Below are 13,133 nucleotides of genomic sequence, written 5' to 3'. Positions count from 1 at the left end.
CCGAAGGAGCAACCGATGGCTACTGTAAAAGTCGATGCGTCCAATTTTCAAAAAGAAGTTCTGAACTCCGCCGAACCGGTCGTTGTCGACTTCTGGGCAGAATGGTGCGGCCCGTGCAAAATGATCGCACCGAGCCTCGAAGAAATCGCCACCGAGCTCGCCGGCAAGGTCAAAGTCGCCAAGCTCAATATCGATGAAAACCCCGAACTCGCAGCCCAATACGGCGTCCGCTCGATCCCGACACTCGCCCTGTTCAAGGCCGGCGAAGTCGCCGACATCAAGGTCGGTGCCGCTCCGAAGACGGCGCTGAGCTCCTGGATTTCAAACGCGGCGGCTTGAAGCGTCGGTTAACTCCTGAAGCTATCGAAAGCCCGGCTCGTCCGGGCTTTTTCTTGCCACTCAAAGGAGACTAGGCGCCGGGGTCATGTTTGTGCTTCACCCTCATTCTCCCGCTGCTGCACCGCGTCATCCCTGATGATCGTCATCCTCGGGCTTGACCCGAGGATCCATGCACAAGCGTCGCGTCGCATCACGGCGTTATCGACGTCACAGGATGAATTCCTCCGGACGCATGACTGCATTGTCAGCCTTGGAGGACTTGCGTGTGGATCCTCGGGTCCAAGCCCGAGGATGACCACGGAGAGGGTGTGCCCGAGGAATCTTTCGCACCCTTACCGCGGCGGCGTGCCGTTTTCGGCGAGCACGTCGCCGACGAGGTAGAGCGAGCCGCCGATCAGGATGCGCGGCGGTACGGGGTCCTCTTCGGTCAGCTCGGCGATCTGGCCGAGTGCCTCCGCGACCGACGAGGCAGCATTCGACTCCAGGCCGGCGAAGGCGGCGTCCGCCGCAAGCGCGACGGGGTCGAGCCCCGCATCGGAGCCATGGATCGGCACCGTGAAGACCTGCTCGGCGAGATCGAGGAAGGCTTTGAAATAACCGACCGGATCCTTGGTGTTGATCATGCCGATGATCAGGAACAGCGGCCGCGGCTCGCGTTCTTCGAAGGTCGCCATCGCTTCGGCGATGACCTGGCCGGCCCCGGGATTGTGCCCGCCGTCGATCCAGATCTCGCCGTTCCGTGGGCCGTGATGCGACAGCCGGCCACCGGCAAGACGCTGCAACCGCCCCGGCCACTCGACGCCTGCGAGCCCTTTCTCGATCGCCGCCTCCGAGACGTCAAAACCGGCAGCCCTGACGGCGCGGATCGCGGCTGCGGCGTTGGCATATTGATGCCGGCCAGGCAGGCGCGGCAGCGGCAGATCCGCAAGGCCGTTCTCGTCCTGGAAGATCAGCCGTCCGAACTCCTCATGCGCCATGAAATCCTGGCCGTAGACCGATATCGGGCAGCCGAGTCGCTCGGCGGTCGCGACCAGAAGCTCGCGTACGCCGTCGTCCTCCTGATGGCCGATCACCACCGGGCAGCCGCGCTTCATGATTCCGGCCTTTTCCGCGGCGATCAGTTCGACACGGTCGCCGAGATAGGCCTGATGATCAAGCGAGATCGGCATGATGACGGAACAGGCCGGCCGGGCGATGACGTTCGTCGCGTCGTAGCGGCCGCCGAGACCGACTTCGATGATCGCGACATCCGCCGGATGCTCGGCGAAAAGCAGGAAGGTGACTGCGGTCAGGATTTCGAAGACGGTGATCTTCTGACCGCCGTTGGCCTCGGCCACGCGCCGCACGGCGTTCGCAAGGACGCCGTCGCTGACGAGCGTCCCCTTGCCGCCCTTGACGCCGAGCCGATAGCGCTCGTGCCAATTGACGAGATGCGGCGACGTATGCACGTGAACGCTGAGGCCCTGGGCTTCGAGGATCGCCCGGCAAAAGGCCGTGGCTGAGCCCTTGCCGTTGGTGCCGGCAACGTGGATCACCGGTGGCAGACGTTGCTCGGGATTGCCGAGCGCCGCCAGAAGGCGGGTGATCCTGTCGAGCGAAAGGTCGAACCCCTTGGGATGCAGGGCGAGAAGCTTCTCGATCTCCTGCGCCGCTTCGCTAACCTGCGCCGCCGTCATGGTTATGGCCCCGAAACTGATTCACTGCTCTCATGATTCCTATATCGACATAAGGACAGAATCATGCAGCAAGTCAAAATGCTAAAGCGACCTTTGCGCGTCTGATTTAGCCGCGCTGCGCGCCGGAGCCGGACTGGCTTGACCGTGTTCAGATCACCGTTCCCGAAGCGAGGACGGGCTCGTCCAGGAAGAACACGCGACAAGTCGCGTGCCCCTCGCCGCAACGCGACTCGCTTTAGGCTCGTGCCGCCAGCGGCAATGTCGCGACGTCGGAGCCGGCTTCGCGCTTCGCCGCCTCTGCCGGCTTCTTCATCAGAATCTGCAGCACGCGGGCGATCGTCGCCGGTATGTCATGGCGCTTGACCACCATGTCGACCATGCCATGCTCCAGAAGATATTCCGAGGTCTGGAAGCCTTCAGGGAGCTTTTCGCGCAGGGTCTGCTCGATCACCCGTTTGCCGGCAAAGCCGATTTCTGCGCCGGGTTCGGCTATGTGGATGTCGCCGAGCATCGCATAGGATGCGGTGACCCCGCCGGTCGTCGGGTTGGTGAGCACGACGATATAGGGAAGGCCGGCCTCCTTCAGCATGTTCACGGCGACCGTGGTACGCGGAAGCTGCATCAGCGACAGGATGCCTTCCTGCATGCGGGCGCCCCCCGAAGCCGGGAAGATCACCAGCGGGCACTTCTCGGCGATCGCCCGTTCGAAGGCCTTTACGATCGCCTCGCCCGCCGCCATACCGAGCGAACCGCCGATGAAGTTGAACTCGTGGACAACGGCCACGAGTTTCACGCCTTGGACGAGGCCGAGGCCTGCGACGATCGTGTCCTCGAGCTCTGTCTTGGCGCGGCTATCGCGCAAACGGTCGACGTATTTCTTCGAATCGCGGAACTTGAGCGGGTCCTGCGCCACCTTTGGCTGCGGTAGGGTCTCGTAAATTCCGCCGTCGAAGAGGTCCTTCAGCCGCGCCTTCGCCGGCATTTTCATATGGAAGCCGGATTGCGGGATGACCCACTTGTTCTCTTCGAGATCGCGGTGGAATACCATCTCGCCGGTTTCAGGGCACTTGATCCAGAGATTCTCCGGAACTTCCCTGCGGCCCAGCATCGAATTGATCTTCGGCCGAACGTAGTTTGTGATCCAGTTCACTTAAAGACTCCTGAAGATTCCCTTCGGGTTGTGCGCGTCAATATCGGCAATTATTCGGCTGCCGCGAGCCGTGAGGCCCGCACGCCAGCCGCCAGCCCTCTGACGAGCGCCTCGACGCCCGGGACCGTCGCGTCAGTCGCGCGGCCCTCTTCCGTCAGGCTCGACGCGATTTGGTTGACGATCGCCGTGCCGACCACGACGCCATCCGCCGATGCGCCGATGACGCGTGCATGGTCGGCCGTCTTCACCCCGAAACCGACGCAGACGGGCAACCGCGTATGCGCCTTGATGCGAGCGACCGCACCGGCGATCAGCGACGGATCCGGCAGCGCCGAGCCGGTGATGCCGTTCATGGAGACGTAATACACAAAGCCGGAGGTGTTTTCGAGAACCTTGGGCAGACGGCGGTCGTCCGTCGTCGGCGTCGCCAGGCGGATGAAGCTGATGCCCTTCGCGAGAGCGGGAATGCAGAGCTCGTCATCCATTTCCGGCGGCAGGTCGACGACGATCAGACCGTCAACGCCGGCTTTAAGCGCGTCATCGAGGAAGCGGTCGACACCATAGATATAGATCGGATTGTAGTAGCCCATCAGCACGATCGGGGTGCGCTTGTCTCCTTCCCGGAAGAGCCGGGCGAGCTCGAGCGTCTTTGCCAACGTCTGCCCGCCTTTGAGGGCCCGCTGGCCGGCGAGCTGGATCGCCGGGCCATCGGCCATCGGATCGGAGAAGGGCACGCCGAGTTCGATGACGTCGGCGCCGGCCTTCGGCAGCGCCTTCATGATCGCGAGCGACGTATCGAAATCCGGATCGCCGCCCATGAAATAGGTGACGAGGACCGGGCGACCTTCGGCCGCGACGTCCGCGAACCTTTGCTCCATACGTGCGGTCATTCGTTACTGCCCCATACCCAGAATTTTGCCGACGGTGAAAATGTCCTTGTCGCCGCGACCGGAGAGATTCATCAGGATGATCTCGTCCTTGCCCATCTTCGGCGCACGCTTGATGACTTCGGCCAGCGCATGCGACGGCTCGAGCGCCGGGATGATGCCTTCGAGCCGCGTCAGCGTCTGGAAGGCTTCGAGCGCCTCGTGGTCCAAGATCGGCACGTATTCGACCCGGCCAATATCGTTGAGCCAGGCATGTTCGGGACCGATGCCCGGGTAATCGAGCCCGGCGGAAATCGAGTGACCTTCCTTGATCTGGCCGTCGCCGTCCTGAAGCAGATAGGTGCGGTTGCCGTGCAGCACGCCCGGCGAGCCGGCGGTGATCGAGGCGCAATGCTCGTCACCGTCGAGGCCCTTTCCGCCCGCTTCCACGCCGACGATCTTGACGCTCTCGTCGTCGAGGAACGGATGGAAGATACCGATCGCGTTGGAGCCGCCGCCGACGGCCGCAATGACGAGGTCGGGAAGCCGGCCCTCGGCCTCGAGGATCTGCTGCTTGGCCTCCTGGCCGATGACCGCCTGGAAGTCACGCACCATTTCCGGATAGGGATGCGGACCGGCGGCCGTGCCGATCAAATAATAGGTGCTCTCGACATTCGTTACCCAATCGCGCAGCGCCTCGTTCATGGCGTCCTTGAGCGTGCCGTTGCCGGCGGTCACCGGCTTCACCTCGGCGCCCAAGAGCTTCATGCGGAAGACGTTCGGCGCCTGCCGTTCGACGTCGGTCGCGCCCATATAGACGACGCAGGGCAAGCCGAAGCGGGCCGCGACGGTAGCAGAGGCTACGCCATGCTGGCCGGCGCCGGTTTCGGCGATGATGCGGGTCTTGCCCATGCGTCTCGCAAGCAGGATCTGGCCGATGCAATTGTTGATCTTATGCGAGCCGGTGTGGTTGAGCTCCTCGCGCTTGAAATAGATCTTCGCGCCACCGAGTTCGGCCGTCAGACGTTCGGCGAAATAGAGCGGGCTCGGCCGACCGATGTAATGAGCGCCGAGCTTTTCGAGCTCCGCCTTGAAGGCGGGATCGTTCTTGGCCTCGTTCCATTCGTCCTGGAGATCGAGAATCAGCGGCATCAGCGTCTCGGCGACGAAACGCCCACCAAATACGCCAAAACGGCCGTCCTCATCGGGTCCGGACCTGAAGGAGTTCAGTTTAGGCGACTGATTCACGTCTTGCTCCCTGATCGTGGCCGCTCGACGTCCGCCCGGCGAACCGCCTCGAAAAACGCGTCCATGAGTTTCACATCCTTGACACCCGGCGCGCTCTCGACTCCGGAGGATATATCGACGGCACGCGCGCCGGTCAGCGCAAGTGCGTGGCCGATATTGTCTGCATTCAGCCCACCGGAAAGCATGTAATCGACGCCGCCGTCAAGCGCATCAAGCAGCCTCCAATCGAAGGAGACACCGTTGCCGCCCGGGAGCTCCGAGCCGGCCGGCGGCTTCGCATCCAAGAGAAAGCGGTCGGCGATGCCGACATAGGGATCGATCCGGTCGAGATCGCCGGCTTCGCGGATCGACAGCGCCTTCATGACCGGAAGGCCGTAAAGCGCCTTGATCGAAAGCACCCGCTCCGGGCTTTCGGAACCGTGAAGCTGCAAGATATCCGGACTGAGGGCCGAAACGATCTCGTCGAGATCGTCGCTGTCCGCGTCGACCGTGACGGCAACGACCTTCGTCCGGCCGCGAACGCGCTCGGCAAGACGGCCGGCATCATCCGGCTCGATGTTGCGCGGACTCTTGGGAAAGAAAATGAAGCCGATATGGGAAGCGCCCAGCGCTACGGCGCGCTCCACGGCCTCGGCCGTCTTCAATCCGCAAATCTTCACTTCCGTTTTCATGGGAAGCGACCTTGCACGAAATGCCGCGCGAGTCGAGCAAAACCGTTGCTTCATCTGCCCTGATACGAAGGAAGAAAACTGTTGCGGGGCGGTCTGCATCTCACCATATGCATTCTACCACATTGGAGAGTACCATGCGTTAGCTGATCGCCCTTGTCCTGCCTTGGCTGCAATTCTTCACCATCCGCCGGCCGATCGCCGGCATCATCTGCCTCATTCTCCAGATCACGCTCATCGGCTGGATTCCTGCCGCCATCTGGTCCGTCTACGCGCTGAGCCAGTACAAGACCGACCAGAAGATAAAGGCTGCGCTTGACGGGCGCTATCGCGCCTAGCTGTGAACCGGTTCATCGGAGATCCTGAGAGAGCCTAGCCGAAATCGATCGCGTGCAGCATGGTGCCGTTGCGCTTGAGCCAGTGCTTGGCATTCTTGGTATCCGGGCACAGCCTCTCGCAGAGCGCCCAGAAATCCGGCCCATGGTTCATCTCCTGAAGATGGGCGACCTCGTGCGCCGCGAGGTAGGCGATCACCTTCGGCGGTGCCATGGCGATCCGCCAGGAGAAACTCAGGTCCCCTTCGGCGGAACAGGAGCCCCAGCGGCTGCGAGTATCCTTGAGGCTGAGCGAGCGCGCCCGCCGTCCGATCCTGCCGGCATAGACGCCGACAAGGCGTTCGAGTTCGCCTCGCGCCTCTCTCTTCAGATAGTCGGCGATGCGCCGGCGCAGATGTTCCTCAGCGCCGCCGACCCTCAAGACCGCCACATCGTCGACCACAAGGGCTTCCGTCAGCCCGCGGAGCCGACCGGTCCTTTCGATGCGATGGGCAACGCCGCGGATGAGGATGGTTCCGCCGTGCTCAAGCTCACTCTCGCCAGAGAAGCGCGCGAGCTTGGTCATCAGCCAGCCTTGATGGCGGGTGAGGAATGCGTTGACTTCGCGGTCCGGGAGGCCCGTCGGTATGGTGAGCTTCAGCGCCCGCCCGCCGGGCTCGATGCGCAGCGTCATCCGCGTCGCGCGCGCGTTCTGCCGGATGGTCAAGGGAAGAACCTTGCCGGCAACCTCGATGTCACGCCTGACATCGAGAAGTGTTCCACTGCCACGGCGCCGCTTGAGAGAAGGAAACATTGAGCCTTTCTAGCCGATTCGCGGGCCCTTTAGGTAGAGCGGAATGCGGGCGGAAAACGGAAGATACTTTCCTCATCCCGCTCTGGCAGGCACCGCTGCGACGTCCGGCGTTCCACGTGAAACGCCGGATGTCGTTCCGTCGGATCAGTGCGCTTCGGCGCCGGGCGCCGGGGCGGGACGGCCGTTCTTGCGCTCGCGCATGAAACGGTCGAATTCCTCCTGGTCCTTGGCGCGGCGGAGCTCACGCACATAGGCGTCAAATTCCTCGCGCATCTCGTCGAGCTTGCGACGCTCTTCGTAGAGGCGGGCAAGTTCCGCTTCGCGCCAGTCGTCGAAGGCGACGTTGCCGGTGCGATGATGGTGGGCCCAGTGCGAGCGATGGTTGCGTCGGAAGCCGGCACACATGCGATTCACTCCGTCGTTGGCGTCCTTCTTGAAAGCCTTCAGCTTGTCACCGAAGAGGATGTAGGCGAGCATTGCCAGGCCCAGTGGCCAGAACACAATGAAGCCGAGCACCATCAACGCAATGGTCGCAGGCGTCCAATCCGGACGGATCAATGCAGATTGGTTCATCTTCAGGATACCTCGCAGTCAGCGGGCCGCCCGTCGCGGCCCGATGAAAACGATGTGGGAAAGCCTCGCGATGTCTGCAAGATGCTCCGGACGGGAATCGGGCAAAGCCTTGACTCCGTGCCGATAAATCGGTGGCCGGCCGCGGCCCCGATGAAATCACGGGGAGCGCACGGGAGGCTTGAACGCTCGGCGATCAGGCCGATTTGCCGCCCTTGATGATCTGCTTGACCGGCTTTTGATGGCGGCCGTGTTCGCGGTGGAAGGCGACGATGCGCGGAGCGATCTCCCGGCGGAAGCGCGAGCCGTTGAAGACGCCGTAGTGACCGACATCCGGCTGCATGTAGTGCATGCGCATGTGTTCCGGAATATTGGTGCAAATCGTCTGCGCCGCCTTGGTCTGGCCGACGCCGGAAATGTCGTCGTTCTCGCCCTCGACAGTCAAAAGCGCTACCTTTCGGATCGCCGACGGATCGACGCGCTTGCCGCGGTGCATCATCTCGCCCTTCGGCAAAGCATGCTGCATGAAGACCACCTGCACCGTCTGGAGGTAGAATTCCGCCGTCAGGTCCATGACCGCCAGGTATTCGTCGTAAAAGTCACGGTGCTTGTCGGCGGCGTCGCCATCGTTCTTGACGAGGTGGGCGAAGAATTCCTTGTGGGCGATCAGGTGCCGGTCGAGGTTCATCGACATGAATCCGGAAAGCTGCAGGAAACCCGGATAGACCATGCGCATGAAGCCCGGCTGCGGCCACGGCACCGGCATGATGACGTTGTCACGGAACCATTCGATCGGTCGTTCCTCCGCGAGCTGGTTGACCGCGGTCGGGTTGATGCGGGTGTCGATCGGGCCGCCCATCAGCGTCATCGACGATGGCGAGAGCGGATCGCCCTCAGCCTCCATCAGCGAAACCGCCGCCAAAACCGGCACCGCCGGCTGGCATACGCCGATCACATGCGTGTCCGGCCCCAGGAAGTGCAGCATCTGGATGACGTAATCGATATAGTCGTCGAGATCGAAGGTTCCCTCGCTCAAGGGAACGATGCGGGCGTCGATCCAATCGGTGATGTAGACGTCGGAATGGGGCAGCAGCGCCTCCACCGTTCCGCGCAAGAGCGTGGCGTAGTGGCCGGACATCGGCGCCACGATCAGGACCTTCGGATCCAGCGCGCGACCCCTGGGCAGGGAGCGCTCGAAATGGATGAGGTTGCAGAAAGGGGCCCGCCAGACGATCTTTTCACGCACCGGCACGGGCTGTTCGTCGATGATCGTTTCGGGAAGCCCGAATTCCGGCTTGCCATACCGCCGGGTGGCGCGCTCGAAAACCTCCAGCCCCGCGGCCGCCGCGCGGCCGAAATAGGTGTGCGAGAGGGGGTTCATCGGATTGCTGAAGGCGAGCCGCATGGCATCCGCTGCCGTGCGCCATGGAGCCATCATTGCATGATTCATTTCGTAGAGTTGGTAGAACATGGGACGCGTACCCCTTGTTTCAAATCAACGACAACGCCGCTCCCAGTCGGACGCAAGCCTTGCGAGTGTTTGTCTTGGTGTCCGCAATCGCAGCCAGACTACCATTTTTCTTGTGCAGTGCAACAAACATACCCCTCACTTTTCAGGGAAGGGTGCCCTGCAGAGAATCATATTACTAATATGTTGAGATAGCATTGCGCAGAGCTGTCGCGCTATGACGTTCGTACCTCAGGCCGTGGAAATTCTCCGAAAACGGACCGCCGTCCCCAGAAATGTCCGCCCGGCCCGTCTTGCTCGATTGAGGGCTTAATGCCCAGGGTCGCAGAAGGCCGGAGAGGGCTGCTTAAGCACCGCTCACAGTGATGACGGCTTTGACGAGCCCTCTCTTGTCATGAGCCCAGCGCGGCAGGTCGCGCACGGCCTCTTCGAGCGTGGTTCTGTGCGTCACGAGCGCGTCGACCGGCACGAGCCCCTCGGCGATCGATGCGATGACGTGGTAGAAATCGTCGCGCGTCGCGTTGCGGCTGGCGACGAGTGTCATCTCGCGTTTGTGGAACTCCGGATCGGAAAAGCGGATCTCGTCCTTGACGACGCTTACGAACACCAGCGTGCCCCCATGGGCGACATGGGCGAAGGAGCGTTCCATCGACGCGGCGTTGCCCGTGGCGTCGAAGACGACGTCGAAACCCTCGCCGTCCGTCGCCCTTGCAATCGCCTCTGCGACTTCCCCGTCGGCAAGAATGCCCGGCGCGAAGCCGAGCGCATCCGTGCCGAAGGCCAAGCGCTCGGCGCTTGTGTCCAGAAGCCTCACCTCGTGGCCGGCGATCCGCGAAAAGACGGCCGTTCCAAGCCCGATCGGCCCGGCGCCGATAACAAGCGACCGGGCGCCCCTCACGACCCTCGAGCGCCGCACCGCATGGGCGCCGATCGCCAGAAACTCCACAGTGGCGGCAGCCTCGGGCGACAGGCTCTCAGCCGGATAGAGGTTCTGCTCCGGCATGACGATTTCCTCGCAGAACGCTCCGTCAGTATGAACGCCCAAAACCCGGATCGCCGTGCAGCAATTCGGCTTGCCGTTGCGGCAGGCGACGCAGGTTCCGCAGGAGAGATAGGGATTGACGACCACTAGCGTGCCCGGCGCGAGCCGGGTGTCCGGGCCGCCCTCGATCACCGTCGCCGAGATCTCGTGCCCCATAACGCGCGGATATTCGAGGAAGGGGTGCTTGCCCTCGAAGATGTGATAGTCGGTACCGCAAATGCCGACCCGGCTTACGGCAAGCCGGACCCAGCCCGGCGCCGGCGTCTCCGGCCTTTTGCGGGCGACGATTTCGAGGCGACCGGGCTCTGGGCAGACGACAGTCTTCATGCGGGTTCCCGAAGTTTCATCATGATTGGCTACGGCTGCGAGTCGGTCAACGCGACCCGCGCCGGCGGAGTTGGTCGAAATAGACGATGACGATAATCAGCAGACCGGTGATGATGCGCTGCCAGAACGAGTTGACGTTCAAGAGGTTGGCGCCGTTGTTGATCGTCGCGAGGATGAAAGCGCCGAGGAGCGGCCCGTGGACCGAGCCGACGGCGCCGAAGAGGCTCGTGCCGCCGATGACCGACGAGGCGATCGCCTGCAGCTCCCAGCCTTCCGCCTGTGTGGCGTTGCCGATGCCGATGCGCGAGGCGAGCAGCAGGCCGACGAAGGCGGCGCAGGTCGAGGACAGGATATAGGCGAGATAGATCGTGCGATTGACGTTGACGCCGGAGAGGCGCGCGGCCTCGCTGTTGGAGCCGACGGCAAAGAGATAGCGGCCGAAGCGGCTCAGATGCAGGAAGACGTAAGCCGGAATGGCGACGACGATTACCATCCAGAAGAGGCTCGGAATGCCGAGGAAATCGGCGCGCGAGAAATTGGTGAACGCCTCGTCGGTGATCGAAATCGTCGAGCCGTTGGTAATCAGGAGGCCTATACCGCGCAGCGACGTGAGCGTCGCAAGCGTGATGATGAAGGGCGGCAGCCCCATGCGGACGATGCCGAAGGCATGGAAGACGCCGATCAGCACGCCGATCGCGAGCGTGGCGACGATCGCAAGCCAGAGCGGGACGCCCGCAGCGAGCAGCCAGGCGACGATCACGCTGGTGAAACCGACGACCGCGCCGACCGACAGGTCGATGCCGGCGGTGATGATGACGAAGGTCTGGCCGACGGCGAGGATCGCGGTCATCGCGCCCTGGCGCAGGAGATTGCTGATGTTGTTCGGCGTCCAGAAGGCGTTGGTCGCCAAACCAAGGAGCAGCCAGAGGACGACCAGCAGTCCCAAGAGCGTCAGACCGAACAGGATACTGATGCCTCTCTTCGGTGTCGGTCCCGCACTTTCAACTGTTTCCACACTCATCGCTTCCTCCCTGCGATCCTTTTCCTCTTACAGCGCCGTGCATCTTTTCAGACGCACAAAGAACGCCGCTCACGCATTGATCGCCTGCGCCAGCACTTCCTCATGGCTTGCGGCGCGGTAGTCATGGCTCGCGACCAGCCGCCCCTGCCGGAACACGTGCAGGCGGTCGGCGAGTTCGTAGACCTCCGGCAGATAGGAGGAGATCAGGATGATCCCGGCGCCTTTTTCCAGAAGCCGTGCGAACAGCCGATAGATTTCCGCCTTGGTGCCGACGTCGACGCCGACGGTCGGCTCGTCGAAGATGAAGAGCTTCGCGCCGTGACTGAGCCATCTGCCGATGACGATCTTCTGCTGGTTGCCGCCCGACATGGCGGAGGCAAGCACCCGCCGCGACGGCGTCTTGATTTTCAGGTCGCGGATCTGGCGGTCGGCGTTGGCCGCCTCCGCTCCACGGTTGATCGTCAAGCCGCGCGTCAGCCTGCGGAAGACCGGCAGGTTGATATTGAGGCCGATCGGCAGGTTGAGGCAGAGGCCCTGGTCACGACGGCTTTCCGGCGCGAGCGCGATCCCGAGTTCCATTGCCTTGCGCTCGTTGCCGATCTCGACCTTGCGGCCCTGCCAGTAGACTTCTCCGGCGGTGAGCGGCTGGCGCCCATAGAGGCCGAGTGCGAATTCGCTGCGCCCGGCGCCGATCAGACCATAAAGGCCAACGATCTCGCCGGCCCGCACGGAAAGCGATATATCCGCGAATCCCGGTCCCGAGAGGCCGCGCGTCTCGACGATCGTCTCACCGAGCGGAAAATGCTCCTTGTGATAGATCTGCTCGATCGTGCGGTTGATCATCAGCGCTATCAGTTCGCCCTCGTTCGTCTCCGAGATCGCGCGCGTGCCGACATGAGTGCCGTCGCGCAGCACCGAGACCCGGTCGGCGAGCTCGAACACTTCCTCAAGCCGGTGACTGATATAGACGATGGTCACGCCCTCGCCCTGCAGCCGGCGAATGAGGCGGAAAAGCTGTGCGGATTCCTGCCGCGTCAGATAGGCCGTCGGCTCGTCGAAGATCAGGAACCGGGTGCCGCGCATGGCTGCGCGCGCGGTTGCGACGAGCTGCTGCTGGCCGATCGTCAGGCTGCCGAGCGTCGCATTGGCCGGCAGATTGAAACCGAGGTCGTCGAGGACACCCTGAGCGGCATCGGTCATGGCGCGCTTACGCATGAGGCCGCGACGGTTCATTTCGTCGCCGAGGAACATGTTGGCGGCAACGCTCAGGTGCGGGCAGAGCACCACCTCCTGATGCACGGCATTGATGCCGCGAGCGATCGCTTCGTTGGGGGTCGCAAGCTGCACGGAATCGCCGCACCAGAGCACCTCGCCCGCTGTCCGCGGAATAACGCCGGTCAGGAGCTTGATCAGCGTAGATTTGCCGGCGCCGTTTTCGCCGACGATCGCGTGGATTTCGCCCGAGAGAAAGGTGACGGTCGCGGGTTTCAGGGCTTCGACGGTGCCGTAGTTCTTCTGGAGGCCGCGCAGCTCCAGGATCGGCTCGCCCCTCGGGACGGGACGACCGCTGACCGCCTTCACCTCGGCCTCGTGCCGGCGTGCGACCTCTTGAAGTCCTGTCGTCATGACC

13 protein-coding genes are annotated in these 13,133 nt (G+C 63.0%); 2 read left to right on the top strand and 11 right to left on the bottom strand.

Annotation, left to right across the window (positions count from 1 at the left end):
• Window positions 1-15: 15 nt before the first annotated feature.
• The gene (gene trxA / locus AYK65_RS16965) at window positions 16-339 is read left to right on the top strand and encodes a thioredoxin (RefSeq protein ID WP_026615260.1); all 324 of its coding nucleotides are present in this window, start codon (window positions 16-18) and stop codon (window positions 337-339) included.
• 332 nt (window positions 340-671) lie between these two features.
• On the opposite strand, the gene AYK65_RS16960 is transcribed toward trxA, so the two are convergent.
• The 5 genes from AYK65_RS16960 to AYK65_RS16940 form a co-directional block, all read right to left on the bottom strand.
• Window positions 672-2,015 carry a bifunctional folylpolyglutamate synthase/dihydrofolate synthase gene (locus AYK65_RS16960; RefSeq protein WP_081159063.1) on the bottom strand — a complete coding sequence of 448 codons (1,344 nt, stop codon included), beginning with the start codon at window positions 2,013-2,015 and terminating at the stop codon, window positions 672-674.
• Between the two features lie 235 nt (window positions 2,016-2,250).
• A complete protein-coding gene (gene accD, locus AYK65_RS16955) occupies window positions 2,251-3,165 on the bottom strand; it encodes an acetyl-CoA carboxylase, carboxyltransferase subunit beta (RefSeq protein ID WP_026615262.1) in 915 nt (304 codons plus the stop codon).
• Between the two features lie 50 nt (window positions 3,166-3,215).
• On the bottom strand, window positions 3,216-4,055 hold the full coding sequence (gene trpA / locus AYK65_RS16950) for a tryptophan synthase subunit alpha (RefSeq protein ID WP_026615263.1): 840 nt from the start codon (window positions 4,053-4,055) through the stop codon (window positions 3,216-3,218).
• A 3-nt stretch (window positions 4,056-4,058) separates the two neighbouring features.
• On the bottom strand, window positions 4,059-5,279 hold the full coding sequence (gene trpB, locus AYK65_RS16945) for a tryptophan synthase subunit beta (protein ID WP_081159062.1): 1,221 nt from the start codon (window positions 5,277-5,279) through the stop codon (window positions 4,059-4,061).
• Window positions 5,276-5,950 carry a phosphoribosylanthranilate isomerase gene (locus tag AYK65_RS16940; RefSeq protein ID WP_081159060.1) on the bottom strand — a complete coding sequence of 225 codons (675 nt, stop codon included), beginning with the start codon at window positions 5,948-5,950 and terminating at the stop codon, window positions 5,276-5,278. The genes trpB and AYK65_RS16940 overlap by 4 nt, the downstream gene beginning before the upstream one ends.
• 143 nt (window positions 5,951-6,093) lie before the next feature.
• Here AYK65_RS16940 and AYK65_RS33650 point away from each other — a divergent pair, with 143 nt between their 5' ends.
• Window positions 6,094-6,285, top strand: a complete 192-nt coding sequence (locus AYK65_RS33650) for a YqaE/Pmp3 family membrane protein (RefSeq protein WP_338031395.1) — start codon at window positions 6,094-6,096, stop codon at window positions 6,283-6,285.
• A gap of 34 nt (window positions 6,286-6,319) precedes the next feature.
• Here AYK65_RS33650 and AYK65_RS16930 read toward each other — a convergent pair whose 3' ends face one another.
• The 6 genes from AYK65_RS16930 to AYK65_RS16905 form a co-directional block, all read right to left on the bottom strand.
• Window positions 6,320-7,075 (bottom strand): M48 family metallopeptidase, encoded by a 756-nt coding sequence (locus AYK65_RS16930; RefSeq protein WP_081159058.1) that lies wholly within the window; start codon window positions 7,073-7,075, stop codon window positions 6,320-6,322.
• Between the two features lie 144 nt (window positions 7,076-7,219).
• On the bottom strand, window positions 7,220-7,648 hold the full coding sequence (locus AYK65_RS16925; RefSeq protein ID WP_081159057.1) for a DUF2852 domain-containing protein: 429 nt from the start codon (window positions 7,646-7,648) through the stop codon (window positions 7,220-7,222).
• A 193-nt stretch (window positions 7,649-7,841) separates the two neighbouring features.
• Complete coding sequence (phaZ, locus tag AYK65_RS16920; RefSeq protein ID WP_081159055.1) at window positions 7,842-9,116, bottom strand: polyhydroxyalkanoate depolymerase; 1,275 nt, start codon at window positions 9,114-9,116, stop codon at window positions 7,842-7,844.
• Between the two features lie 343 nt (window positions 9,117-9,459).
• Entirely contained in the window at window positions 9,460-10,482 is a 1,023-nt protein-coding gene (locus AYK65_RS16915; protein WP_026615269.1) for a zinc-binding alcohol dehydrogenase family protein, read from the bottom strand.
• A gap of 46 nt (window positions 10,483-10,528) precedes the next feature.
• Window positions 10,529-11,503 carry an ABC transporter permease gene (locus AYK65_RS16910; RefSeq protein WP_026615270.1) on the bottom strand — a complete coding sequence of 325 codons (975 nt, stop codon included), beginning with the start codon at window positions 11,501-11,503 and terminating at the stop codon, window positions 10,529-10,531.
• A 69-nt stretch (window positions 11,504-11,572) separates the two neighbouring features.
• Window positions 11,573-13,129: a sugar ABC transporter ATP-binding protein gene (locus AYK65_RS16905; protein ID WP_026615271.1), complete on the bottom strand. Its 1,557-nt coding sequence runs from the start codon at window positions 13,127-13,129 to the stop codon at window positions 11,573-11,575.
• Window positions 13,130-13,133 lie beyond the last annotated feature (4 nt).

The organism is Ensifer aridi (assembly GCF_002078505.1).
GTDB lineage: Bacteria > Pseudomonadota > Alphaproteobacteria > Rhizobiales > Rhizobiaceae > Sinorhizobium > Sinorhizobium aridi.
This window is presented reverse-complemented; position numbering and strand designations above follow the sequence as displayed.